The sequence below is a fragment of the Bacillus sp. SRL543 genome (assembly GCF_984799205.1).
This window is the reverse complement of sequence record NZ_OZ481794.1, coordinates 3054360-3078104: the sequence shown is the minus strand read 5'-3', so window position 1 is coordinate 3078104 and position 23745 is coordinate 3054360. Positions and strand designations below refer to the sequence as shown.

Annotated in this window: 26 protein-coding genes; 20 read left to right on the top strand and 6 right to left on the bottom strand. The window is 45.8% G+C overall.

Annotated elements, in window-relative coordinates:
- Nucleotides 1–14: 14 nt before the first annotated feature.
- The 6 genes from AC4E8B_RS15750 (at nt 15) to AC4E8B_RS15725 (ending at nt 6994) form a co-directional block, all read left to right on the top strand.
- Complete coding sequence (locus tag AC4E8B_RS15750; protein ID WP_490214301.1) at nt 15–1274, top strand: peptidase; 1260 nt, start codon at nt 15–17, stop codon at nt 1272–1274.
- Nucleotides 1275–1378: 104 nt separating this feature from the next.
- Nucleotides 1379–2800 carry an aldehyde dehydrogenase family protein gene (locus AC4E8B_RS15745; RefSeq protein WP_490214300.1) on the top strand — a complete coding sequence of 474 codons (1422 nt, stop codon included), beginning with the start codon at nt 1379–1381 and terminating at the stop codon, nt 2798–2800.
- A 78-nt stretch (nt 2801–2878) separates the two neighbouring features.
- Nucleotides 2879–3745 carry a putative beta-lysine N-acetyltransferase gene (gene ablB / locus AC4E8B_RS15740; RefSeq protein WP_490214299.1) on the top strand — a complete coding sequence of 289 codons (867 nt, stop codon included), beginning with the start codon at nt 2879–2881 and terminating at the stop codon, nt 3743–3745.
- Nucleotides 3746–3797: 52 nt separating this feature from the next.
- A complete protein-coding gene (locus tag AC4E8B_RS15735; RefSeq protein WP_490214298.1) occupies nt 3798–5180 on the top strand; it encodes a sigma-54 interaction domain-containing protein in 1383 nt (460 codons plus the stop codon).
- A 129-nt stretch (nt 5181–5309) separates the two neighbouring features.
- Nucleotides 5310–6722 carry a lysine 2,3-aminomutase gene (gene kamA / locus AC4E8B_RS15730; RefSeq protein ID WP_490214297.1) on the top strand — a complete coding sequence of 471 codons (1413 nt, stop codon included), beginning with the start codon at nt 5310–5312 and terminating at the stop codon, nt 6720–6722.
- Nucleotides 6719–6994 carry a YokU family protein gene (locus AC4E8B_RS15725; protein WP_490214296.1) on the top strand — a complete coding sequence of 92 codons (276 nt, stop codon included), beginning with the start codon at nt 6719–6721 and terminating at the stop codon, nt 6992–6994. The genes kamA and AC4E8B_RS15725 overlap by 4 nt, the downstream gene beginning before the upstream one ends.
- A gap of 125 nt (nt 6995–7119) precedes the next feature.
- Here the strand turns inward: AC4E8B_RS15725 and AC4E8B_RS15720 are convergent, their stop codons facing one another.
- Nucleotides 7120–8025 carry a Ppx/GppA phosphatase family protein gene (locus AC4E8B_RS15720; protein ID WP_490214295.1) on the bottom strand — a complete coding sequence of 302 codons (906 nt, stop codon included), beginning with the start codon at nt 8023–8025 and terminating at the stop codon, nt 7120–7122.
- A gap of 249 nt (nt 8026–8274) precedes the next feature.
- Here AC4E8B_RS15720 and AC4E8B_RS15715 point away from each other — a divergent pair, with 249 nt between their 5' ends.
- The 3 genes from AC4E8B_RS15715 (at nt 8275) to AC4E8B_RS15705 (ending at nt 11798) form a co-directional block, all read left to right on the top strand.
- Nucleotides 8275–10503: an RNA degradosome polyphosphate kinase gene (locus tag AC4E8B_RS15715; RefSeq protein ID WP_490214294.1), complete on the top strand. Its 2229-nt coding sequence runs from the start codon at nt 8275–8277 to the stop codon at nt 10501–10503.
- A 202-nt stretch (nt 10504–10705) separates the two neighbouring features.
- Complete coding sequence (locus AC4E8B_RS15710) at nt 10706–10933, top strand: YozE family protein (protein WP_490219719.1); 228 nt, start codon at nt 10706–10708, stop codon at nt 10931–10933.
- A 169-nt stretch (nt 10934–11102) separates the two neighbouring features.
- On the top strand, nt 11103–11798 hold the full coding sequence (locus tag AC4E8B_RS15705; protein WP_490214293.1) for a hypothetical protein: 696 nt from the start codon (nt 11103–11105) through the stop codon (nt 11796–11798).
- A gap of 1 nt (nt 11799) precedes the next feature.
- Here the strand turns inward: AC4E8B_RS15705 and AC4E8B_RS15700 are convergent, their stop codons facing one another.
- Entirely contained in the window at nt 11800–11967 is a 168-nt protein-coding gene (locus AC4E8B_RS15700; protein ID WP_490214292.1) for a hypothetical protein, read from the bottom strand.
- Nucleotides 11968–12108: 141 nt separating this feature from the next.
- On the opposite strand from AC4E8B_RS15700, the gene AC4E8B_RS15695 reads away from it, so the two are divergent.
- A complete protein-coding gene (locus AC4E8B_RS15695) occupies nt 12109–12279 on the top strand; it encodes a YozD family protein (protein ID WP_490214291.1) in 171 nt (56 codons plus the stop codon).
- 45 nt (nt 12280–12324) lie between these two features.
- On the opposite strand, the gene AC4E8B_RS15690 is transcribed toward AC4E8B_RS15695, so the two are convergent.
- Entirely contained in the window at nt 12325–13482 is a 1158-nt protein-coding gene (locus AC4E8B_RS15690) for a DUF2515 family protein (protein WP_490214290.1), read from the bottom strand.
- A gap of 151 nt (nt 13483–13633) precedes the next feature.
- On the opposite strand from AC4E8B_RS15690, the gene AC4E8B_RS15685 reads away from it, so the two are divergent.
- Nucleotides 13634–14404, top strand: a complete 771-nt coding sequence (locus AC4E8B_RS15685) for a sporulation protein (protein ID WP_490214289.1) — start codon at nt 13634–13636, stop codon at nt 14402–14404.
- Nucleotides 14405–14482: 78 nt separating this feature from the next.
- Here AC4E8B_RS15685 and AC4E8B_RS15680 read toward each other — a convergent pair whose 3' ends face one another.
- Nucleotides 14483–15466, bottom strand: coding sequence for a glycerophosphodiester phosphodiesterase (locus AC4E8B_RS15680; protein ID WP_490214288.1), 984 nt, complete (start codon nt 15464–15466; stop codon nt 14483–14485).
- 220 nt (nt 15467–15686) lie between these two features.
- Here AC4E8B_RS15680 and AC4E8B_RS15675 point away from each other — a divergent pair, with 220 nt between their 5' ends.
- Nucleotides 15687–16001 carry a YodL domain-containing protein gene (locus AC4E8B_RS15675; RefSeq protein ID WP_490214287.1) on the top strand — a complete coding sequence of 105 codons (315 nt, stop codon included), beginning with the start codon at nt 15687–15689 and terminating at the stop codon, nt 15999–16001.
- 45 nt (nt 16002–16046) lie between these two features.
- Here the strand turns inward: AC4E8B_RS15675 and AC4E8B_RS15670 are convergent, their stop codons facing one another.
- Complete coding sequence (locus tag AC4E8B_RS15670) at nt 16047–16172, bottom strand: hypothetical protein (RefSeq protein ID WP_490214286.1); 126 nt, start codon at nt 16170–16172, stop codon at nt 16047–16049.
- A gap of 36 nt (nt 16173–16208) precedes the next feature.
- Nucleotides 16209–16337 (bottom strand): hypothetical protein, encoded by a 129-nt coding sequence (locus AC4E8B_RS15665; RefSeq protein ID WP_009795474.1) that lies wholly within the window; start codon nt 16335–16337, stop codon nt 16209–16211.
- 157 nt (nt 16338–16494) lie between these two features.
- Here AC4E8B_RS15665 and deoD point away from each other — a divergent pair, with 157 nt between their 5' ends.
- From deoD to AC4E8B_RS15625, 8 genes are all read left to right on the top strand, one after another.
- On the top strand, nt 16495–17196 hold the full coding sequence (gene deoD, locus AC4E8B_RS15660) for a purine-nucleoside phosphorylase (protein ID WP_490214285.1): 702 nt from the start codon (nt 16495–16497) through the stop codon (nt 17194–17196).
- A 139-nt stretch (nt 17197–17335) separates the two neighbouring features.
- Nucleotides 17336–18211, top strand: coding sequence for a D-alanyl-D-alanine carboxypeptidase family protein (locus AC4E8B_RS15655; RefSeq protein ID WP_490214284.1), 876 nt, complete (start codon nt 17336–17338; stop codon nt 18209–18211).
- Between the two features lie 78 nt (nt 18212–18289).
- Entirely contained in the window at nt 18290–18496 is a 207-nt protein-coding gene (locus AC4E8B_RS15650) for a heavy-metal-associated domain-containing protein (protein ID WP_490214283.1), read from the top strand.
- A 161-nt stretch (nt 18497–18657) separates the two neighbouring features.
- The gene (locus AC4E8B_RS15645) at nt 18658–20148 is read left to right on the top strand and encodes a lmo1851 family serine protease (protein WP_490214282.1); all 1491 of its coding nucleotides are present in this window, start codon (nt 18658–18660) and stop codon (nt 20146–20148) included.
- A 144-nt stretch (nt 20149–20292) separates the two neighbouring features.
- Nucleotides 20293–21198 carry an LCP family protein gene (locus AC4E8B_RS15640; protein WP_490214281.1) on the top strand — a complete coding sequence of 302 codons (906 nt, stop codon included), beginning with the start codon at nt 20293–20295 and terminating at the stop codon, nt 21196–21198.
- 153 nt (nt 21199–21351) lie between these two features.
- Nucleotides 21352–22263, top strand: coding sequence for a CobW family GTP-binding protein (locus AC4E8B_RS15635; RefSeq protein WP_490214280.1), 912 nt, complete (start codon nt 21352–21354; stop codon nt 22261–22263).
- A 55-nt stretch (nt 22264–22318) separates the two neighbouring features.
- On the top strand, nt 22319–22720 hold the full coding sequence (locus AC4E8B_RS15630; protein ID WP_490214279.1) for a MarR family winged helix-turn-helix transcriptional regulator: 402 nt from the start codon (nt 22319–22321) through the stop codon (nt 22718–22720).
- Between the two features lie 147 nt (nt 22721–22867).
- A complete protein-coding gene (locus tag AC4E8B_RS15625; RefSeq protein ID WP_490219717.1) occupies nt 22868–23698 on the top strand; it encodes a hypothetical protein in 831 nt (276 codons plus the stop codon).
- Nucleotides 23699–23745 lie beyond the last annotated feature (47 nt).

Genomic DNA, 23745 nt, shown 5'->3' with positions numbered 1-23745 from the left:
GGGAGGCGGTTTTATTGAATGATAGTGATGGAAGAGTAAAAGAATGGCTGAGCAAAAACCGGTCCAAAGGGACCAGGCTTCTCCAAAGGCTTGTCCAGGAACCAAGCACAAGGGGGAATGAGGCCGGTGCCCAGGCTGTGATCATCGAGAAGTGCCGTGAGATGGGTCTGGAGCTGGATATATGGGAAATCGGCAAAGATGAGCTGCCTGCACATCCCCTATTCTGTTCTGACAGAAGGGATTTCAGCGGCAACCCGAATGTGGTGGGAGTCTGGAAGGGGACCGGCGGAGGCAAGAGCATCATCTTGAATGGCCATATCGATGTGGTGCCTGAGGGCAACAGGGACGATTGGAAATATGACCCCTATAGCGGACAAATAAAGGATGGGAGGCTTTATGGCAGGGGGGCGACCGACATGAAGGGCGGGACAGTTTCCCTTCTGCTGGCGCTAGAGTACCTGATTGCGGCGGGGAAGGAATTAAAGGGTGATGTCATCTTTCAGAGTGTCATAGAAGAAGAAAGCGGAGGAGCCGGAACACTTGCAGCCGTCATCAGGGGCTACAAGGCAGATGGCGCCATTATCCCCGAACCGACAAATATGAAGCTGTTTCCGAAACAGCAGGGTTCAATGTGGTTCAGGATTACAGTCAAAGGCCGTGCTGCACATGGCGGCACCCGCTATGAGGGCGTCAGTGCCATAGAAAAGGCAATGAAGGTCATAGCTTCTCTCCAAATGCTCGAAAAAAAGAGAAATGAACGGATTACTGATCCTTTATATAAAGGAATCCCTATCCCGATTCCCATTAATATCGGAAAAATCACCAGCGGGGAGTGGCCATCTTCTGTCCCTGATACTGCGGTCATAGAAGGAAGGATCGGGGTTGCCCCTGAAGAAGATATGAAGATGGCAGAAAAAGAGCTGGAAGCTGTATTGGCCTCACTTGCTGAAGAGGATGTCTGGTTCCTGGATAATCCCTGCAGGATCGAATGGTTTGGAGGAAGATGGCAGCCGGGGAATCTGGATATCGGCCATCCGCTGATGAAGATAATCTCTGAAAGCTATGAAAAGGTGGAAGGGAAAATGCCGGCGATAGAGGCGTCTCCATGGGGAACAGACGGCGGCATCCTTTCCGGGGCCGGCGGAACGCCTGTAGTAGTCTTTGGACCTGGAACGACAGAGGCCGCACATGACGCCAATGAATCCATTTCCCTTGACGAAATGTTCAAGGCTGCAGAAATCATTGCCGAGAGCATCATGGAGTGGTGCGGGTAAAATTGTGAAGATAATATCATCCTGGCGTCAGGGGAAGCCGATTGGTGGGATTTTTCAGCCCAGGAATTTATACTTAAGCTACATTGTCTATAGGAGGTAATCATATGAAGCAGGATTTATGGATCAATGGCAGTTTTGAACCCGGCAGTGAATACAGGGAGCTTAGAAGCCCTTATAATCAGGAGAAACTGGCAGATGTGGCGGCGGCTGGAAGCGGAGAAATCGAGGCAGCCATCGCTTCTGCAGAGAAAGCATCAAAAATGATGGCCGGAATGCCTGCCCATACAAGGGCTGAAATACTGGAGAATGCAGTGCAAATCCTCAAGGATGAGAAAGAGGAGTGTGCAAGAATCATTTCTCAGGAAGCAGCAAAGCCGCTGAAAGCAGCACGGGCAGAGGTGGACAGGACCATTATGACCTATGCATTTGCTGCACAGGAAGCAAGAAGGCTGTATGGGGAAACCATCCCGATGGATGCAGCACCGGGAGGCGAGGGAAGGCTCGCTTACACGGTAAAAGAGCCGCTCGGGGTCATTGGCGCGATCACGCCCTTCAACTTCCCGATGAATCTTGTTGCCCATAAGGTCGGTCCTGCCATTGCGGCAGGCAACACAGTCGTCCTGAAGCCGGCCAGCCAGACGCCTTTGAGCGCATATAAGATAGCGGACATTTTCCATCGTGCCGGCCTGCCTGCAGGTGCGCTCAATGTGATATCAGGAAGCGGCAAAACAATCGGGGACATTTTCCTTTCTGATAAAAGGATCAAGATGATCACTTTTACGGGAAGCCCTGAAGTTGGCACTTATATCAGGGAAAATGCCGGCCTGAAAAAGGTGACGCTTGAGCTGGGCTCAAACTCAGCCGTCATTGTCGACAAGGATACCGACCTGGATAAGGCGGTCCCAAGAATCGTATCAGGAGCTTTTGCTTTCCAGGGCCAGGTCTGCATCTCTGTTCAGCGGATATATGTACATGAAGCCATTTTTGAGGATTTTACTGAAAGATTTGTCCTTGAAGCCGGGAAGCTCAGAGCAGGTGACCCGCTGAATGAGACGACAGATGTATCTGCCATGATTTCTGCAGATGATGCTGAACGGGCAGAATCCTGGGTGAAAAGTGCTGTAAACAGCGGGGCTAAGCTTGCTCTTGGGGGCAGGGGGGAAGGATCTCTGTTCCAGCCGACAGTTCTCCTGGATGTAGACAAAGAAGAGAAAATTTCCTGTGAAGAGGCTTTTGCTCCTGTTGTCCATATCAATCGCTTTTCGGACGTGAATGAAGCTATAGGTTATGTGAATGACTCCCAATACGGATTGCAGGCAGGGATATTCACGAAGGATATCAATGCCGCACTGAAGGCAGCGCGCGAGCTGGAGGTCGGCGGAGTGATGATCAATGATTTCCCGACATTCCGTGTGGACCATATGCCATACGGCGGAGTCAAGCTGAGCGGGACCGGCAGGGAGGGAATCAAATATGCTGTCGAGGAAATGACAGAGCTTAAGCTTGTCAGCATCAAATATGAATAAAACCTTCAAACCGGGACGGTTTTATGAAGGCAGGGGGCGCTCGGACTGAGGGTCCCCTTTTTTTAAAGGGGGAGGAAAATGGAACAGTCGTCAGTCAGAATCATCAGGCAGGATACATTCTCTCTTGAGGTTTTCATTGATCCGTATAACAAGAGGATCAGGGTGGATGACTGCCTTGGAAACCATGAAGATGCGCTTGAATGCGCATACAGTCTAAGAAAGGAAATCCAGGCAGAAAAAATGATTGTCAAAGCAAGGGCAGAGGAGGCGGAGTTTTATCTAGAGAACGGCTTCCAGACGGAAGGCAAAATCGATGGATATTTTTTAGGATCTGATGCTTATTTGATGTCGAAATATTATAAAAGCGCCAGAAGGAGCAACCTGAACTGGGCTGAGGAGGATGAGATTGCAGAGAAAGTGCGCAGCCTCGAAAGAACCGGGAATGGTTCCAGTCTTCAGCCTCCATTCCGGCTTGTACGCTTCAAGCCGGAAGATGCCCGGGAACTGGCTGAGCTGTATAAGGCGGTATTTCAAATTTATCCCGTTCCTATGGATGACCCCCGGTATATCGAAAAGTCGATGGAAAATGGCACTATGTTCCTTGGAGTGAAGCACGAGGGGACAATCGTGAGTGCAGCCTCTGCAGAAATCAATTCTTTCTACCGAAATGCAGAATTGACGGACTGTGCCACACTCCCTGACTTCCGAAAGCATGGATTGATGAAAATACTGATTGGCAAACTTGAAGAAGAGCTTGCCTGCCAGGGAATCTTTTGCGCATATTCCATCGCAAGGAGCCTGTCATACGGGATGAATGCAGCCCTTCATCAGCTTGGTTACAGTTACAGAGGCAGGCTGTCCAATAACTGTTATATTTTTGACAAGCTTGAAGATATGAATATCTGGGTGAAAAATCTTGCGGAAGTGCCAAAAATCCGGCACTAGAAGGACAATTTTCCGGCACCTTTTCATATAGATGAGTAAGGGGGTTGGATGTATGAAAGAACAAGTGCTTACAGCCATTCTGAAAGGTATAGATGAAGGCATTCATGCTGTGGATATAAATGGGATCACCATCTTTTATAATGAAGTTGCCGCTGCACATGATGGGATGGGGATGGAAGAAGTGCTCGGAAAGCCGCTGCTTGAAAGCTTTCCATCTTTGAGCATGAAGTCAAGCACCCTTCTCCAGGTAATGAAAACAAAACAGCCGATATACGATCAGTCCCAAAGCTATATTAACCTTCATGGCAAAAAGATTGAAACCCTGAACACCACCCTTCCACTTTTTGTAGAAGGAGAGCTTGTAGGGGCCGTGGAGATTGCAAAGGACTATTCACGCCTGAAGATACTGTCCGAAAGGCTGCTGGACCTTCAGAAAGCAAGCGTGCCAAGGGAAAGGAAGCTGCGGCCGGCAGGAAGCACAGTATATACGCTGGATGATCTGCTGACAGTCAATGCTGATTTTATTCAGCTTAAAAAGGATGCATTAAAGCTGGCTGGCTCTTCTTCACCCATCCTTGTCTATGGGGAGAGCGGATGCGGCAAGGAGCTGTTTGTCCAGGGAATCCACCACGCATCAGCCAGAAGGGATAAGCCTTTCATTGCACAGAATTGTGCAGCAATACCCGAGACACTGCTTGAAGGAATTCTTTTCGGGACAGCAAAAGGCAGCTATACTGGAGCGGTTGAAAGGCCGGGGCTTTTTGAACTTGCGGATGGGGGGACTTTGTTTCTTGATGAGCTCCATACGATGCCGGCTGTTCTGCAGGCAAAGCTCCTGAGGGTGCTGGAGGATGGTGCAGTCAGGCGGATTGGGGGGGCCAGGAGCATTGCCACCAAGGTCAGGATCATTGCGGCCATGAATATCCCTCCTCATGAGGCCATGGAGCATGGGATTTTGAGGCATGACCTATACTATCGGCTGAATGTGTTTACGTTTGAGTTGTTCCCTCTTCGAGAGAGGCCTGAGGATATCGGGATCTTGGCAAGCCACTTTCTTGAATCGTTCAACAGGAATCTTGGAAAAAAAGTAAAAGAAATCGGCAGTTCTGCAGAAAAATTCTTCCGCAGCTATCACTGGCCCGGGAATGTGAGGGAATTAAAGCATACGATTGAGTATATGGTCAATATATCAGAAGGCAGTGAGCTTGCTGAAGAGGATCTTCCCGTCATGCTTAAACAAATGAGAAACACCGGCAGAAGCAAGGAAAATGCGTCTTCCTTGAAAGAGCTTGTAGAAGCTGCAGAAAAGGAAATCATTGAAGCGGCATTAACCGAGACTGGCGGAAACATCCTGCAGGCGGCCAGGCTTCTGAAGCTTCCAAGGCAGACTCTTCAATATAAGCTTCATAAGCATCATCTGGGGAATGCCGAATAACCGGCATTTCTTTTTATTTTCCTTTCTTTTCTGCAGCGCTGTATGAGGTTTTAACATTTGGCATGGAAATTGCATGTAATACAGTATAAGGAAGCTGCAAACTTTACCATTAGCTGGGAGGAATTGAAAATGAAGCTGGACTTATATAAAGCTGACCGCCATTGGAAGGATATAGAGCTTTGGAAAGATGTAACAGAAGAGCAATGGAATGACTGGCTTTGGCAGCTGACCAACACGATAAGAAATCTGGAAGATTTGAAAAAAGTCATTAATCTGACGCCTGAGGAAGAAGAGGGCGTCAAGATTTCAACTAAAACGATTCCATTGAATATTACACCATATTATGCTTCACTGATGAATCCGGATGACCCCCGCTGTCCTGTCAGGATGCAGTCTGTCCCGATTTCTCAGGAAATCCATAAAACAAAATATGACCTGGAAGACCCTCTCCATGAAGATGAAGATTCGCCTGTGCCCGGATTGACGCACCGCTATCCTGACCGGGTGCTGTTTCTTGTGACCAATCAATGTTCCATGTACTGCCGCTACTGCACAAGGAGGAGGTTCTCCGGCCAGATCGGCATGGGCGTGCCGAAAAAACAGCTGGATGAAGCGATCGCTTATATCCGGAACACACCAGAAGTCCGTGATGTGCTCATATCAGGAGGAGATGGACTTTTAATCAATGATACGATCCTGGAATATATACTGAAAAACCTGCGGGAAATTGATCATGTGGAAATCATCAGGATCGGCACGCGCGCCCCAGTGGTTTTTCCGCAAAGGATTACAGAAAATCTGTGCAATATTTTGAAGAAATACCATCCAATCTGGCTGAATACCCATTTCAATACGAGCATTGAAATTACGGAAGAAGCAAAGAAGGCGTGCGAAATGCTCGCTGATGCCGGCGTGCCGGTCGGCAACCAGGCAGTCATCCTGGCGGGCATCAATGACAGTGTCCCTATCATGAAAAAGCTAATGCATGATCTCGTAAAAATCAGGGTGCGCCCTTACTATATTTATCAGTGTGATTTATCAGAAGGAATCGGCCATTTCAGGGCGCCGGTCTCGAAAGGTCTGGAGATCATTGAAGGACTGAGGGGACATACATCAGGCTACGCTGTGCCGACTTTCGTTTGTGATGCCCCTGGCGGCGGAGGAAAGATTGCCCTGCAGCCGAATTATCTGATTTCCCAAAGTGCGGATAAGGTAGTGCTGCGGAATTTCGAAGGAGTCATCACGACTTATCCTGAACCGGAGAATTATGTACCAGGCCGGGCAGAGGACTATTTTAAAAGCATTTATCCTGATATGGACCAGAAAAAAAGCAATACAGGCATATCGGCTCTCATGAATGATTCACAGTTCAATCTTGTTCCTGAAGGCTTGAGGAGGCTGGACCGCAGGGAAGCGTACCAGCAGAATCCGGAGCACCATTCCCTTAAGGATAAACGGGAGAAGCGCGATGAATTGAAAGAAAAGAAATTCGAAGCACAGATGAAAAAATGGGGCGAGGGGAAGGAGGAGAAGGGGGAATGAGTTGTGACTGGTGCTCTTCTGAAGATACTGCAGAGCAAACCGCCTCGGTCTTCTGGGAACTGCCTGATGGGACAAAAGGGATTGAAATCAAAGAAACCCCCTGCATTGTCTGCAATGGGTGCGGAATGATCTATCAAAAAGAAAAGATCATAGAACAGATTGAAGACCAGCTCTTTTTAATTGATACGAAAAGTATTGAAAAAACACTTACCTTTCAAGAATTGATGGCTAAACCCAAGCTCCTGAAGAGGAATTATTTTAAATTTGATTAAGGACATAGCAAAAGGCCCGGGATGATCGGGCCTTTTGTCTATTCTCCTGTCAACAGCTGCAGGAGCAAGAATGGAGAATGCTAAGGTGCCTGAAAGCGCACCGGTCATGTGAAAAGAACGGGCGGTTATTGCTTATTTTCCAGCATATTGTACATGATTCCGTCCCTGACCGTTTTATCGCAGTAAACAAAATAGGGAGACCGGGCAGTCTCCATCACCTGGCATACGATTTGAATGGCAGGAAGAATGATATCTCTCCTTTTTTTTGACAAACCTTTTATTTTAGAACGCTCAGTTACATCCATGGAGGAAAGCTCAGAGAAGATGCTGTTCACTTCATGGAGCTTTACTTCTGCACTGTCAAATTTCGCGTGATGGATTCTGGCGAGGTTTTTTGCGCTTCCTCCAATCCCGATAATTGGGAGGCCGGCATTTTTCAGCCAGGGAAGGGCCTGGATGCTGTCCGATATATAGCGGCGTAATTGGGTTAGTTGATAATCATCAGCTCTTTTGCCCTTAGTATAGGTTTCATGCAGATTGACAGCACCGAATTGAAAGCTGTGATAATCTGCCATCTCCCTGTTTCTGAAAAGGGTTATTTCCGTGCTTCCCCCGCCGATATCAATAGTGATCCCCTCCTTTGCATCCATAGAATGAATCACGCCGAGGTAGCCATAGTATGCTTCTTCATAACCGCTTATAACAGAAACTGAAATACCGGTCCGGGCCGCAACCTCAGCCAGGATCTCTTTCTGATTAAGGGAGTTGCGGATAACGGCAGTGGCATAGCCGGTAATGCGGCCTGTCCCGTACTTTTCAGCAGTTTGCCGGAACTCTTTAAAAATGGTGATGATAAGCTGGATGCCTTCCGGTGTTAAAAAGCCTTTTTCATCTACATGATTGATAAGCCGTGCCGCTGTCTTGATACGCTCAACTTCATGAAAAACCTGTAAATCCTCATTGATTTCGTAAATGGCCATTTGAATGGTATTGGACCCTAAATCAATCAGGGCGATTGTCTGCTTGTTCAAAAAAAGGACACTCCTTTGAAGACTTTTATAAATACAATTCTATATGAAAATACTAAAGTCAAATGTAAAGCTATTGTAAATAAAAATACGCTCCAGGAATCATTAAGCAGAGAAAAAGTAACAAGACCTGCCTGTGGTTGTTAGCTTCAATTAACAAATTTACAAAACTTAACATTATCATACTAGTTATTTACATCCTTATTTGCTAATTTTAACATTGTCGAAGATTGCAGAAGGGGATGTAGAACCATGTACATAAACCATGAGAAACCTGAAATTTCTGACCTGGACAATCCTTCCTATTACAATAATCGGGAACTGAGCTGGCTGGATTTTAATAATAGAGTGCTGGAAGAGGCGGAAGATGATCAGAACGCGTTATTGGAGCGATACAAATTCCTATCAATTTTTAGTTCAAATCTGGATGAGTTTTTTATGGTGCGTGTAGCTGGGCTGCTGGATCAGCTGAAGGCCGGGTTTAATAAACCGGAAAATAAAGCAGGGCTGACTCCCAAGGAGCAGCTGAACGCCATTTCCGAAAAAACACATAGTCTGGTTAAGAAGCAAGATGAAATATATTGCAATAAGCTTACTCCCCTTTTAACAAAAGAACAGGTGGAAATCTCCAGAATAAAGGATCTCTCCTCAAAGGATTTGTTATTCCTGGAGAACTTCTTTGAAGCAAATGTCTATCCTGTCCTGACCCCTATGGCGATAGATGCCTACCGCCCCTTCCCGATGCTGCTAAACAAATCATTGAATCTGGCTGTCATCATAGAAGAGAATTATCCGGATAAAAAGAAGCAGCTGAACCTTGATGGAAAACTGGTCATCGTACAGGTTCCATCTGTGATCGACCGGCTGGTGGAGCTTCCCCAAAAAGGGCAGGCCAGAAAGTTTGTGCTATTGGAAGAAGTCATTATCAATTGCATACACAAACTGTTTACTGGCTATAACGTACGATCTGCCACTCCTTTCCGGATCACCCGCAACGCCGATCTGACCATTCATGAAGATGAAGCGGAGGACCTGCTGCAGGAAATTGAAGAAGAGCTTAAGAAACGTAAAAGAGGTGCAGCTGTCCGGCTGGAATACCAGCAGGATGAAAACAGCCGTCAGGTGATCGATTTCTTAAGAAAGGAATTGGAGATACACGGGAAGGACATATATGCTGTTCAAGCCCCCCTGGATCTTACATTCCTGTTTCCATTTTATAAAGAAATTCAGGCCAGCCATGAGCATTTGGCAGCACGGTCCTTTATACCCCAGCCACCTCAGGATTTGGAGGGGGACGGAAGTATTTTCGGGAAGATCCGGAGAAAGGACGCACTGCTGCATCATCCTTATGAGTCTTTTGAGCCTGTTGTGGAATTCATGAGAGAAGCCGCAGAGGATAAAGATGTACTGGCAATCAAGCAGACCCTTTATCGAGTCAGCGGGGATTCACCAATCATTGAAAGCTTGAAGCGTGCTGCCGAAAATGGGAAGCAGGTAACCGTACTGGTGGAACTGAAGGCCAGATTTGACGAGGAAAAAAATGTCCAGTGGGCAAAGGAACTGGAACAATCAGGCTGTCATGTGATCTATGGCATGACACATCTGAAAACACACAGCAAAATCACACTGGTTATCCGCCGGGAAAAAGGGAATATCCAGAGGTATGTGCATCTGGGCACAGGAAACTATAATGATGCCACCGCAAGGATTTATACAGACATGGGGCTGCTCACTTGCAATTATCAGCTTGGAGAAGATGCTATTAACTTTTTTAATTATCTGAGCGGATATATGGAGAGGCCTTCATATCAGCATTTATCTGTTTCGCCTTTCGGCATCAGGGATACCTTCATCGAACTGATTGAAGAGGAAATGTATTTTCACAGGATAAACCAGAATGGAAGAATCATTGCCAAAATGAATTCTCTGACAGACAAGAAAATCATCAAAAAATTGTATGAAGCTTCGATCGCCGGGGTGAAGGTAGACCTCATCATCAGGGGTGTCTGCTGCTTGAGGCCCGGCATTGAAGGCGTCAGCGAAAACATCAGGGTCCGCAGTATTGTCGGTGCATTTCTTGAGCATACAAGAATTTTTTATTTTCACCATGATGCAGATCAAAAGGTATTTCTATCTTCAGCAGACTGGATGACGCGGAATATGGAAAATCGGGTTGAAATTCTTTTTCCCATCCTGGAAGAACGGCTTAAAGAGAGAATATATAATGTGCTTGACCTTATGCTAAAAGATAACTGCAAAGCAAGGGAACAGAACCATGATGGCCGCTATCGCTATGTGGACAGGAAAAGCGGCGAAGGCCGTATAAACAGCCAGCAGCAGTTATGCGAGGAAGCTGTCCAGTTCAAGCTTTTGGCGAAGCCTGCTAGCAGCTATCCTCCGGCACACCGTCCAAAGCCGGCTTCACTTACAGAATCTTACTTACTGAAGCTGAAGGAGTTAATTCCATTGCTTAACAGATAGCGGAGGTTCCACAATCCATCATGTAATCGTCATTCGCTTCTCCCTGCAGCGGCCTATTGAAGTGGCAGCATACTTATCCTTCAAGCGGGTATGTCTTTGTGGACGAACCGGCAAGCATCCTTTATAGTAGACGGTATAAATGTTGAAAATGCGTGCGGCTGTTCAGCCAGCGCTTATTATACCAGAGAAGAAAGGGAGTACCATGTCGAAATCCTTTTATCATTTCCTGATGAAATACCGTCATCCTGAGCCGAAGGACAGCATCAGCTCTTTTGCCAATTCTGCATTTGAAGACCACAGCTTCCCGAAGACATTTTTTGATTATGATGAACTCAGCAGCTACTTGGAATTGAATGGCCACTATCTGGACAGCATGGCCATCTTTGATGAAGCATGGGAGCTATATCTGGTGTCAGAAACGAAGAGATAAGAATTTGTATGGAAAGACTCATTATTTATACTCTTGGGGCTGCTTGAAAAGCAGCCTTTTTTCTTTTTTTAAGCTAAGTGGCGAACAGGCAAATATGGGACCGAATATCCTCTGCCTGCATATGATATCGTAATTAATACTCACGACGATCATTGAGAGGATGGAGGATATGGAAAAGAAAAAAAAGCCAAGATTTAATATCGGTGATACAGTCGTGATCACGATGTATGGAACAGTCGGCAAAATAACAGATGTTAAATGGCTGGACGGAATGCATGTGTATGAAGTGAATAAAAGCGAGGGCCTGTTTATGGAATCCAGCCTCCAGATGCTTTCTGAGTATGAAGGTAATATAATGGAGAAAGAACATATAGATATTGAATACAAATTTTTGTTCGGCGATCTGGTGCAGGTGAAAGGGTATGGATCAGACCTCTTTAAGGTAGTGGGGTTCCGGACTGAAATCTGGCGTTACAAAGAGGATGCCTGGGAAGATGTCATTTATGAGCTTTCCAGGATTAATGACGGCGAATGGCTGGAGGCCGGAGAGGAAGAGCTGACCCTGCTTGCGGATGCAGAAAGCGCCGACACTTTCATCCAGAAGCTCGGGCTCCTTTATATAATCAACAAGCAGCAAAAGCCTGTCAATCTGAAGAAGCAGCAGGGCTCTGTAAAGCAGATGGAAAAAGAATTCCTGGAAAGCCGGAAAGAGAAAAAGCAGATGATTGATGGCCTGCTTGATATTTACAATGACTACCGGATCCTTTTTCAGCTGTTCGGCGACGATGAATACAGGCATATCATGCAGGTGATTGTACGGAAGCTTAAGCATCTGACAGGCATTGACGGCAAAAAGCACGCCTAGACTATAAACCGGAAACGAGGTATAGATAGGCAAGATAGGGAAGACCTGCTGCAAGTAGGACCAGGTACATGGAAGAAAGAACTTTCCCAAAAAAATCTATAATGCTGCTGTTTTCCTGATTAACATCATCCTTTATATCGTCAATAACCGCTCTGAGTCTATTCATCATTCCGCCTCCCAATTTTTCTGATAGAACATTGTATGCTTGTCCGGAGCAGATATGACATACAGCTAATAGATTTAAAGTTTTCCTCATATTGGGCATGAAAGAAGGAAAAGCATCATACATTCTGAAAAAGGGGGCGTTGCTGTGAGAGAAATCGAAGTTTTTATAGATACGGAGGAAATAGCAGAGTTTTTCTTTCATGAGCTTGTAAAAAGGGGATACGTTCCTGAGGAAATGGAGCTGGAGGATCTGGCGGATATTACCTTCGAATATTTGCTGGATAAGTGCATCATAGATGAGGAAGTTGAAGAGTAGAATACAATAAGAATGGAAGCTGGCGCTGGTAAGGCGCCAGCTTCTTTATTTTTCCTGGATTGATAGATTGTCAGGGGATATATGATGGGCAATGGAATCTGCAGCGGCCAGTAAGCTATGCTGCTTCAGAAGATTCCAAGTGATAACATAGTCTTCTGTTCTCGGCAGAGTATCCATATAATGTAGGCAGCTGTCCCGCTCTTTACTGTACCAGTCTGTTTTCTTTGTGAAATAGTGTTTTTTGTTCTTCCATGCCTGATCCAGGGACGGGCTGTATAGCTTGCCGGATTCTTTTTCGGCTGAATACCTGCTGCTCCAATAGTCTGACCTTGAAGCTGTATGAGGTGTCTTTAGTGCAAATTCTTTAATCTTTCTGTGATGTTTTTCGGAAAAAAGGATCTGATACAATGACTTGCCAGTGTGGATCCGGGCATCGGGAGACCTGAAATCCCTGACAGATACACCGTGTAAGATGCAGTGTTTTGCCTTCTTCAGCGGAAAGACAACCGTTGTAAAACCGAGTTTCTCCTGAAGAAGAAAAGGCAGATTCTCCAGTATGGCGGCGCCTGAAGCTCCGATAACCCTGTCTTCCAGCATTTTTTGTTCATTCACAATCATGGCGGCTGTTATTATAGCAGAAGAGCCATGCTGAAAGAAGTTTTGCCAAAAAGGCTTCATCCAGCGTGATACATAGAACTTGGGGAGCAGGTGAAACAAAGGGGTCCCCATTCTCCTGCTATATTCTAACAGCAGCAGCTGTGGATATGCATCCTGAAAAATATAAGCGTTGCAGCGCTCCAGAAATATAAAATACCTCTCCTGGTCTTCTTTTGTCAGGAAACTGTCCAGATAAGAACTTTTTATATCTGTCATATAATATCCGCCATTCCTTGATACCATATGGGCAAGGAATGCCCAGTGGATGTCGGGATTTCGCCTGTAAAACGAAAGATATGCTTCTGTCCTCGTGCTATTGTTGCGGTTATATTTTTCCGTTTCTTCAAATATAGCTTCTGCAGCCTCCTTTTCTTTTTCTGTCAAAATATAAATCGGCATATCGTTGCCGGCCTGGCTGATTAATGCCTGTTCAATACCGGCCCTCTTCTGCCCGCCAAGCAAAGCTTTCTTTGGAATGGCAGGCGCACTCCGGCGATTGAAAATTCTTGTTATCCATGCAGGATAAAATTCTGTTGATAATTTCATTTTGCCTCCCCGGAAATGAAACTTTATCATCATCCATACGTATTAAAATCATCAGGCTGAAATGAACGCATATCGTAATATTAATGTATTAATGTAATTTCGGCTTCATGTATGCTGCTTCAGCAGTCTAATCGAAATAGGGGGAATCGGGATGTCATTTTTTAATAAAGTGCTGGCGAGTGTAGGTGTGGGTTCTGCTTCTGTTGATACAAAATTGGAGCGGGATTCCTTTTATCCGGGTGAAATGGCCAAGGGTGTCATTGAAATCAGGGGAGGAAAGACAGAGCAGAAAATCGATCAGATTTACCTGGCTCTGAATACAACTTATATTAAAGAATCAGATGATAAGAAGTATACTGCTGCAGGTGTTATTGATAAATACAGGATCGCTGAGACACTGCTGATCCAGCCGAATGAAACGAGGGAAATTCCTTTTTCCATTCAAATTCCGGAAGATGCCCCGCTGACATTGGGCAGAACGAAGGTATGGATTTCAACGGGTCTGGACATCAAGAATGCGGTAGATCCCGGTGACAAGGATTATATATCCATTAAGCCAAACAGGCTGATGGACGGCGTGCTCCAGGCAGTATCAGAACTGGGCTTCAGGCTCAGGGAAGCAGAATGCGAAGAAGCGCCCCGCAGGCTGCGCGGCAGGCTCCCGTTCATTCAGGAGTTTGAGTTCGTCCCGGTTTCAGGGCCTTTCAGGGGCAAGCTTGATGAGCTGGAACTCGTATTCCGTCCTGCCGGAGGGGCGCAGATGGAGCTTATGCTGCAGGTGGACCGGAAAGCAAGGGGGTTGGGAGGCTTTCTTTCAGAGGCCCTGGAAATGGATGAAACCAATGTGCGGCTGAGAGTGTCAGATTACGATCTCGCTGGCATAAAACAGCAGCTGCAAAATACCATCTTAAGGTATTGCTGAATGGAAAGAAACTGCATGAAAGAAGGCGATGGAAAATCCATCGCCTTTTTTCATGGGGTCTAAGCAAGCAGCTCTTTTTTACAAATCTACGAATGAAAAGAGCCGTTCAAAGGTGCTGCTGTATCTGGAAGAACTGTCTGGGTAGATGTCCGAGATGATTCCGTTGACATGAAGGCGCTGCATGGCTGCGAATTGCTGTTCTTGCGTAACTGTCCATGAATTGATACTGTATCCTAATAATTTCGCCTGGCTGACAAAGGACTTGGATAAAAAGGCATGGTGGACAGACATAAAATCGGCAAAGCTTCTGTACGAAGCAAGCTGGAATGTATTAAGCGGCTTGCTGACCAGTATTCCTGCCTGTATTTGAGGCGAAAGGGCGCTGAATGTACGGATGTCAGCGATATTAAAGGACTGCACCATCAGCAGATCAGGGTCAACTCCGTCCTCCAGCGTTCTGTTCAGCAAAGCAGCCACCTCTTTCGGCAGGCTTGCCCCGCTCCCTGCTCCCTTCAATTCAATGAGAAGGCCGACCTTTCCCCCGAATCTTTCTACTACTTCGTTCAAAAGTGGAATTTTTTCTCCTTTATACCGGCCGCTGAACCAGGAACCTGCGTCCAGTTCCTTCAGTTGCCTGGCGGAAAGCTCTGTTACCAGTCCGGTTTCTCCTGTTGTCCTGCTGACATCCCCATCATGAATGACGACGGGCTGGAGGTCTCTGCTCAGCCAAACATCGAGTTCAATGAAGTCAAAGCCCAGTTCATACGCTTTTTCGAAGGCTGCCATCGTGTTTTCGGGAGCCGATTGGACAGCACCCCGATGGGCAATGGACTGGAATGGGGCGAGCGGCTGAAAAGCAAAGCTCAGCATAGAAACAATGACGGCGAGAATCATTGATCCCCTAACAGGTTTATTTTGAATATAAGAAAGTAAATGAAAATCTTTCTGCTGCAGCCTTTCACATGCTTTTATTCTTAATAGTTGGAAAAACAGAATATATGAAGAAATTCTGGAGCGGGAGGAGATGTTTCCTGCTGGAAGGGCAGATTTCTGGCCCCTCATGTTCATTCCCCCTTTAAAAGGATGAGATTTATACATAGTATGCGAAAGCTGGCATGTCCGGAAATGATATACGACAGAATTTTCTGAAAAACGATAAAAATAGAATATGTTCTCTGAAGGAATCGACAGGATGAATATGTAATAACTGAAGTAGAAATATATAGAGCCGAATGAAGAGGATGGATCTGGAAAAAGGGAAAAAATAAAGGAGGCTTTCTTCATGCTGAAGGAATTAACATTGCCAATGTTGAAGCAGAAGGATTTTGACGTGACGATTTTCCAGACGCCGGAGTTCCGGCAAAAGAAAGGGTATAAAGAAGTGTACCGGCTTCCTATTAAGGGGGCGACACATGAAGAGTGCCTTGATAATGCTTTCAGGAGCTTCAATGTCCCCGACCGCATGCCGGCTGACTTCAGCGGACGTTTTTTGTCAACCGGTGATATTGTCTTCATTGATGAGGGGAGAAGGGGGCAGTTTTACTACCAGCTCAAACCCGGAGGCTGGGTGCAGGTGAACCGGGTGCATATCAGATAGATACTTGGAAAAGCAGCAGAGAAAAAGTCCCTGCTGCTTTGCTTATTATTTTTTTCTTCTTTCGGCAGAATTTTCTTTGCCGTGGGCTTCATGTTCAGCTGCAATGGCTTCAGGCGGAATATGATTGTTTTTCTTTGGCGAATTGATGCGGCTGCGGTGTTTTTTTCCCACTTTCGCTTCTCCTCCTCTGATATGATCTCAGATAGACTATTGTTTATGCTTCCTCCGTACTGTTTTGGAGGTATGCGGTTCAGTATTGGAACGTGAAGATGGATTGGTTTCATTCGCATGCTGGACAGCCTGTCTCAGCTTTTTGCTCATCGGTTCTTGCGGCATGTTTATCCCTCCTTGGGAAAGACTAATATTAGATTGCCCGGTCAGAAAAAAAACATGCTGGCATCACTTGGTTTTCCAGCATCAGCGGAAATATGGTATAGTGTGATGTGAAAGCAGTTGCAAACCATGCTTCAGAAAAACATTGGAGGTACAAAAGATGAGTGTACATATCGGTGCAGAAGAAAATCAGATTGCAGAGACGGTTCTGCTTCCAGGAGACCCTTTGCGTGCTAAATATATAGCTGAAACCTTCCTTGAAGGTGCTGAATGCTACAATGAAGTCCGGAACATGTTTGGATATACAGGCACTTACAAAGGGAAAAAGATTTCTGTCCAGGGGACCGGAATGGGTGTTCCATCCATATCGATTTATATCAATGAACTGATGAACAGCTATAATGTCCAGAACCTCATCAGGGTTGGTACTTGCGGCGCCATCCAAAAGGATGTAAAAGTAAGGGATGTTATCCTGGCCATGAGCGCTTCAACCGATTCGCAGATGAACCGCCTTACATTCGGCGGAGTGGACTATGCCCCTACCGCTGACTTTGGCCTACTGAAAAGCGCCTATGATGCCGGGGAGAAAAAAGGCCTGAACTTGAAGGTTGGCAATGTATTCACAGCAGATATGTTTTATAATGACAATTCCGAGCTCGAAAAATGGGCGAAATATCAAATTCTTGCCATTGAGATGGAGACAGCTGCCCTTTATACACTTGCAGCAAAATATGGAAGAAAGGCTCTGTCAGTCCTGACTGTAAGCGACCATATCCTTACCGGCGAAGAAACGACTTCCCAGGAAAGGCAGACAACTTTCAGCGAAATGATCGAGGTAGCACTCGAAGCAGCCATTAAATAATCACTAAGAACGATGCCCCCATGCCGGGCATCTTCTTTTTTTGCTGATATCGATACTATCTATGCTTTCGGATGCAGTGCAAAAAGTGTTAAGATAAACATATTGTGAAATACTAACATTCGGTACAACAATAGGATAGGTGAAAGAAATGAAGAAAATATTGATCATCGCATCGGCTGTTTTTATCCTTGGGGGATGCAGCAGAATCGAGCCATTTGTCAGCAAAATTCCTTTTTGGCCAGAAGGCGGGCAGGCTTCAGAGACACCTGCTGATGAAGCCAAAGAAGGTGCCCATGAAACCGGGTCAACAGATGGACAGGCTCAAACTGACAATGACACTGAAACTGACAATGAAGAGGCTGCCCAGGATGGACCCGTTCTGGAAACAGCATTTTTTAATCAGATAACAGAAACAGGCGGCAAGAAAGTGATCCAAAATCCTGATAATATCATGGCGCTTGTCAATAAAGAGTTTATGCTTCCTGGCAATTACGTCCCTGAAGATCTCGTCCGGCCAAAAGTCCCGTTCTCTTTCGGAGAACAGGATATTGAAAAAAGTTATATCCGCAAGGACGCGGCTGCTCATATGGAAAAGATGTTTGCTGCGGCAAAGCAATCCGGAATTGAATTGTTTGCCGTGTCCGGATATCGTTCATATGATAGGCAGGCAGTGATACTTGATGCTGAAATCCAGCGGGCAGGGGAGGAAAAGGCTGTCCAGGCGGTAGCCATGCCCGGCAGCAGCGAGCATCAATCCGGTCTGGCAATGGATATATCCAGCAGAAGCGCCAAACTGGAGCTCTCTGAAGCGTTCGGTGATACTGCAGAAGGAAAATGGCTTGCCGGAAATGCCCATAAATTCGGCTTTATCCTGCGCTACCCTAAAGGCAAGGAAAGTATAACAGGCTATCAGTATGAGCCCTGGCATTTCCGCTATGTCGGCCCGGCAGCGGAGGGAATTTATGCAAAAAAGCTGACTCTCGAAGAGTACTTCAGCATTGTGAAGGAAATATAATCATGTCAGGATGCTGTTTTCACCTGTCCTGATCGGGGAATAGAATGACTGCAGGACTGAAAAGGGAGGAAGATAATCATGAATAAAACAACCATGACCGTACCTGAAATGACATGCGATCATTGTGAAGAATCCATAAAGAACGCCCTCCTTTCACTTGATGGGGTTGCCGGGGTGTCAATAGCACTTCAGGGGAAAACAGTAGAGGTCGATTATGATCCGGAGCAGACATCGGAATCTTTGATCAAGGAAGCAATTGAAAATGAAGGGTATGGTATTGCCTGATTGATTTTTGGGGATGGCATGGGAGCATGCCATCCTTTTAAATTGGCCTATTCAGAAAATGTCATCTTTCATTCATAGATTTTTCCGTATTTGTACATATTTCTTTGTTAATTTACTCTATAAAATGTTATTCTAATTTTTAAGGGTCTAAGGACTTCTTTATGGAAACGAAAGTGGTGAACAGCTTGGACAATAATCATTTAGACCAGGAAAATTCAGACAGGCAGCTTGATTCCGGATATATCCGGATGAAGAAGTTTCAATTTGTCATGCTGCTTTTTTTCATTGTATTCCTGGCTGCTGGAATTACAACCTTCGCGCTGGCATTCGGGGATGAAAAAGCTGTCAGCATCGGCAATGAACGAAACGAATTTGATAAGCTGTATTCCGCTTACGATACATTGAAAGGCAGCTACTACAAGGACGTGGAGCAGGACACACTCATTAACGGGGCTATTAACGGGATGGTAGAGTCCCTGGATGATCCTTATTCAGACTATATGAATGAAGAAGAAGCAGCAAGCTTCCATCAGAGCATCTCTTCTTCATTTGAAGGTATAGGTGCAGAAATTCAGGAGCAAAACGGGCAGATCATCATTGTTTCTCCGCTCAAAGGCTCGCCGGCAGAAAAGTCCGGCCTGAAGCCGAATGACAAAGTCCTATCTGTGGATGGGAAAAGCCTTCAGGGCAAGAGCTCTACAGAAGCAGTAACTATGATACGGGGCAAGAAAGGTACAAAAGTAGAGCTTGAAATCCAGCGGGCAGGCGCTGATGAAGCGATGAAAATAAGCATTACCAGGGATACAATCCCGCTTGAAACCGTGTATGGAGAAATGCTGGAAGATGGTATTGCAAAAGTCCAGATCACCACGTTCTCTGAAAACACCTCAAAAGAGCTCATTGATGTGCTGAACGATCTGCAGAAGCAGGGAATGAAGGGACTTGTCCTCGATTTGAGGCAGAATCCTGGGGGATTGCTGAACCAGGCGATCAGTATCTCAAGCCTGTTCGTGCCGGAAGGGGAAATATTATTCCAGATCGAAGACAGGGAAGGCAATCGTGAAGTGGTAGAATCCAATTCTGAAGGCAGTCCTGACATCCCGCTTGTAGTCGTAATCGACAAAGGAAGTGCGAGTGCTTCTGAAATACTGGCAGCGGCTGTACACGAATCCGCAGGTGTCCCTCTCGTTGGCGAGAAGTCATTCGGAAAAGGCACAGTGCAGCGTGCAGAAGATTTCACAGATGGATCGAACATGAAATTCACAACGGAAAAATGGCTCACGCCGGAAGCCAACTGGATCCATGAAAAAGGCATCGAGCCTGATTATAAAGCAGAGCTTCCTTCCTATGCATCCCTTCCGTTCATTAATCCTGACAGCGAACTGAAGATGTCTTCTTCTTCTGCTGAAGTAAAGGCTGCACAGGAGATGCTGAAGGCGCTTGGCTATGAACCAGGCAGGACTGACGGATTCTTTGACGAAAAAACAAAGCAGGCAGTCATTCAGCTTCAAAAAGCTCAGAAGCTCGAGCAAACTGGTGTAATCACTGGAGATACCACGGTAAAGATGATGGATCTCTTAAGAGAAAAGCTTCTTAAAAATGATACGCAGATTCAAAAAGCAGTCGAGGTGCTTAAAGAGAAACTGCAGTAATATATCAAATGGAAAGGACCGGCATGCAGGCCGGTCCTTTTCTGTATTTGCCAGGAGTCGGAATTTAACAAATTTTCCCCGTGAGGTATAGGGCAGCGCCGGATGCCCGAAAATGAATTTAAACGATACTAGGGAGGCAGGCCAGTGACGAAAAAAATATTGCTTTTCATCTGCTTATCCATTCAATTGACTGCATGCTCGGGGCCCATTGATCAAGGGGCGGGCAACGGAGCTCCTGGCGTTCCAGATCCAATAGGAAATGATAGTAACCCTCTAAGGGAGGATGTAGAGGGAACGACTTTCCTCCTGGTCGGAGTGGACAGCAGGGGAGAAGCACACTCAAGGTCTGACAGCATCATAGCTGCAGCTTATATGCCCGAAGAGAAAGAAATCAAGCTTATTTCTTTGATGAGGGACACTTACGTTGAAATACCGGGAACAGGAAAGCGGGCAAAACTGAATCATGCGTATTATGAAGGCGGGAAAGAATTGCTAAAGGAGACGGTTGAGGCGAATTTTGGACTGGAAATCGACCATACTGCCATTATCGATTTCAAAGGCTTCATTGCCGCAGCTGATCTGATTGCCCCTGATGGGCTGGAACTGGAAGTGTCTCAGGAAATGATAGAGGATATGAAACTGGATCTGCAGCCTGGGAAGCAAATCCTTCACGGAGAAGAGCTTTTGTCATATGTCCGCTTCAGGCATGACGGTGAAAGCGATTTTGGCCGGGTTGAGCGCCAGCAGGAGGTTTTAACCGCTCTCAAAAACAAGCTTGCTGAAAGGTTCAGCGATATAGAAGGGATGATTGGTTTGCCGGCAGTAGTTTTAGAAGCAGCAAAGTATATTGAAACCGACATTGGTGCAGATGAAGCGATCCCGCTGGCCGTTTCCTATCTGCTCAATTCCGCTGAAGATGTTCAGACATTGAGGATTCCAGTAAGCGACAGCTATGAAAATAAGCTTGTAGAGGAAGCTGGAGCCGTGCTTGAAATTGATTTTGGAGAAAATAAAAAGGCAATCAAGCAGTTTATTGGAGAAAAACAATAATAAAAGGGCAGCCATGCCCTTTTATTTTTATGGTCCGGAGTAATTTTAAGCTTGAAAATGCCTTTGCAGCTTTTTTGCTTTCAAACAAGGCAAAGTTTAGGTAACATATGATTGGAGCGTTAACCAATTTTGTCAGGAAGTGAACATGCTGAAATGGTAAATAAAACAGAGGTTTATATATTATCAGGATTCCTTGGAAGCGGAAAGACCACTTTGTTGAAGAAGCTGCTTTTACAGGAAAAGAAGGATGGCCGGAAGACAGCGGTCATGATGAATGAGCTTGGGAAGGTTTCCATTGATTCGGAAGCGGTAGATGGTGAGGTTCCTTTGAAAGAACTGCTTGGCGGCTGTATTTGCTGCAGCATCCAGGATAAATTGGAATCCCAGCTGCAGGGGCTGCTTTATGATGAAAAACCTGAAGTGATCTATATTGAAACGACGGGCGCAGCCCACCCTGTGGAAGTGCTTGATGCTGTCCTGTCGCCGCTGTTCGCAGACAAACTGCAGGTTAAAGGCATCATGACTGCGATTGACGGGATGAGATGGCTGTGCCGGAAGTCGCTGAGCCCGCAGGTTCAGCAGCTGCTCATAGAGCAGGTGCGGCATGCAGACTTGATCCTGGTGAATAAATCGGATGAGATGACCAGTTCAGAGCAAGCCTCTGCCGTGATGGAAATTCAGTCTTTTAACCAGCATGTTATGCCAATTCTCACCACATATTCCAAAGTTTCGATGGACATGGTCCGCGGGCTTAAAACGAACCGTAAGACCGGGGCTGAAAAGGCCTCGATAAAGGATTTGAACCTTGGATCTTATGTTCATACCTTTAAAGGGCCAGTCAGCCAGGAAGCGTTTGAGTCTTTCCTGAGGGAGCTTCCTGATTCAATTTTTAGAATAAAAGGATATATAAAATTTTCTGCTGAGGGCTATCCTTTCTTGTTCCAATTTTCTTATGGAATGCCCATATATATGAAGGAATATATGAATATGCCCTTAAACATGGTCTTTATCGGCGAAAATATAGACTGGGAGCAGGTCAGCGGGAAATTGAAGGACATGGAGTGAATGATATAATTAACGAAAAGATCATTTAGCCCATATAGGGAAGGGACGATTTTCTTTGAAACAAGCAGCAGAACTGGAAAGAGCATTCCGGACTGTTTTTCGGACTTTGAGGCAGGAAGTGAATAAGCTGATGGGCGATGAAGTCACAAGCAATGAATTCACTGTGCTGAAACTAATAGCAGACGAACCTATGATGGCTTCTGCCATTTCTAAAGAGCTGAATGTATCGGCAAGCCACATTACAAGCGTGACCGATTCACTTGTCAGAAAAGGCTATATGACGAGAAGCCGTTCTGAAAATGACCGGAGAGTGGTGGAATTGGTGCTTACAGAAACCGGCCAGGAACTTGTTAAAAAACTGGAGGAAAAAAAATCTGCCTATTTGCAGGCAAAATTCCGCTCTTTTACTGAAGAAGAGCTGGATCAGCTGGTAAAGCTGTTTCAAAAACTTATGTAGTATCAATTAAAAGAGCCTGGGCGGCGCCCGAGGCTCTTTTTTTGCTCATTTAACCTTGCCGGGATACCGGCGCATAAAATAAGGTTTGCGTGGGACACTTTTCATTGAGGGCCGCATGACCCATCCTATCAAGAGAGAAATTGAGTGATGAAAATGAAGTTCTTAAAACAGTTGTCAGCCTTTATTTTCGCAAGCTTTCTTCTTCAGGGATACTATTCCTATGCTGATGCATCCGTCAGGCCAGCGCTCCTCGAATGGTCTGAAGTCAATGAGCTCCTTCCCCGATATAGTACATTCACGGTAGAGGATGTAGAAACGGGAAGGGAATTCAAAGTGCAGCGGAGGGCAGGAAGCCGCCATGCAGATGTCCAGCCATTGACGCCGAAGGACACAGCCTTGATGAAGAAAATTTATGATGGCAAGTGGAGCTGGAGGCGGAGAGCGATCATTGTAAAATCGGAAAAATTGAGAATAGCGGCTTCAATGCATGGGATGCCCCATGGAGCTGGAGCACTTGCCAATAACTTTCCCGGCCACTTCTGCATCCATTTTAACGGAAGCACCACTCATCGGAGAGATGAGATGGACTTATCCCATAAATTGATGATTTTGAAGTCAGCAGGAGAACTGGATGCATACACCGGAAGTGCAGAACCGGAAGAAGCAGCTTCAGCATTCATTGCAGGTTTGAAGCAGCAGGATGAAAATATTGCAGGCATGCTTTCTTTGCAAAAGCTGCCATGGAAAAAAATCCTCCCTATCATTGAAAATGTTCAGCTTGAAAGTGCTTCCGGCGGCTTCAGCATGGAGGAAAAGCAGAACCAGCTTCTAGAAGTCCCTGTTGAAATTGACTGGTATATTAAAAATGAAGGAAAAAGGCATTACGAAGGAAAAATGGAATTGATAAAAATGTCAGCTTTTGACGGCTGGAAAGTAAATGCGCAAAAATTCCTTGAAGAAAACCGCTTAGTCGAATAAGCGGTTTTCTTTTTCCAGTATAAAGGCTTGCAGAAAAGTAAAAAGGG

Coding starts and splice junctions, on each gene's coding strand:
- AC4E8B_RS15625 (WP_490219717.1), top strand. CDS start 22,868: ATGAAAATGAAGTTCTTAAAACAGTTGTCAGCCTTTATTTTCGCAAGC.
- AC4E8B_RS15690 (WP_490214290.1), bottom strand. CDS start 13,482: ATGAAATTATCAACAGAATTTTATCCTGCATGGATAACAAGAATTTTC.
- ablB (WP_490214299.1), top strand. CDS start 2,879: ATGGAACAGTCGTCAGTCAGAATCATCAGGCAGGATACATTCTCTCTT.
- AC4E8B_RS15715 (WP_490214294.1), top strand. CDS start 8,275: ATGTACATAAACCATGAGAAACCTGAAATTTCTGACCTGGACAATCCT.
- AC4E8B_RS15645 (WP_490214282.1), top strand. CDS start 18,658: ATGGAAACGAAAGTGGTGAACAGCTTGGACAATAATCATTTAGACCAG.
- AC4E8B_RS15735 (WP_490214298.1), top strand. CDS start 3,798: ATGAAAGAACAAGTGCTTACAGCCATTCTGAAAGGTATAGATGAAGGC.
- kamA (WP_490214297.1), top strand. CDS start 5,310: ATGAAGCTGGACTTATATAAAGCTGACCGCCATTGGAAGGATATAGAG.
- AC4E8B_RS15710 (WP_490219719.1), top strand. CDS start 10,706: ATGTCGAAATCCTTTTATCATTTCCTGATGAAATACCGTCATCCTGAG.
- AC4E8B_RS15685 (WP_490214289.1), top strand. CDS start 13,634: ATGTCATTTTTTAATAAAGTGCTGGCGAGTGTAGGTGTGGGTTCTGCT.
- deoD (WP_490214285.1), top strand. CDS start 16,495: ATGAGTGTACATATCGGTGCAGAAGAAAATCAGATTGCAGAGACGGTT.
- AC4E8B_RS15680 (WP_490214288.1), bottom strand. CDS start 15,466: ATGAGGGGCCAGAAATCTGCCCTTCCAGCAGGAAACATCTCCTCCCGC.
- AC4E8B_RS15745 (WP_490214300.1), top strand. CDS start 1,379: ATGAAGCAGGATTTATGGATCAATGGCAGTTTTGAACCCGGCAGTGAA.
- AC4E8B_RS15705 (WP_490214293.1), top strand. CDS start 11,103: ATGGAAAAGAAAAAAAAGCCAAGATTTAATATCGGTGATACAGTCGTG.
- AC4E8B_RS15635 (WP_490214280.1), top strand. CDS start 21,352: ATGGTAAATAAAACAGAGGTTTATATATTATCAGGATTCCTTGGAAGC.
- AC4E8B_RS15665 (WP_009795474.1), bottom strand. CDS start 16,337: ATGCCGCAAGAACCGATGAGCAAAAAGCTGAGACAGGCTGTCCAGCAT.
- AC4E8B_RS15675 (WP_490214287.1), top strand. CDS start 15,687: ATGCTGAAGGAATTAACATTGCCAATGTTGAAGCAGAAGGATTTTGAC.
- AC4E8B_RS15650 (WP_490214283.1), top strand. CDS start 18,290: ATGAATAAAACAACCATGACCGTACCTGAAATGACATGCGATCATTGT.
- AC4E8B_RS15700 (WP_490214292.1), bottom strand. CDS start 11,967: ATGATGAATAGACTCAGAGCGGTTATTGACGATATAAAGGATGATGTT.
- AC4E8B_RS15725 (WP_490214296.1), top strand. CDS start 6,719: ATGAGTTGTGACTGGTGCTCTTCTGAAGATACTGCAGAGCAAACCGCC.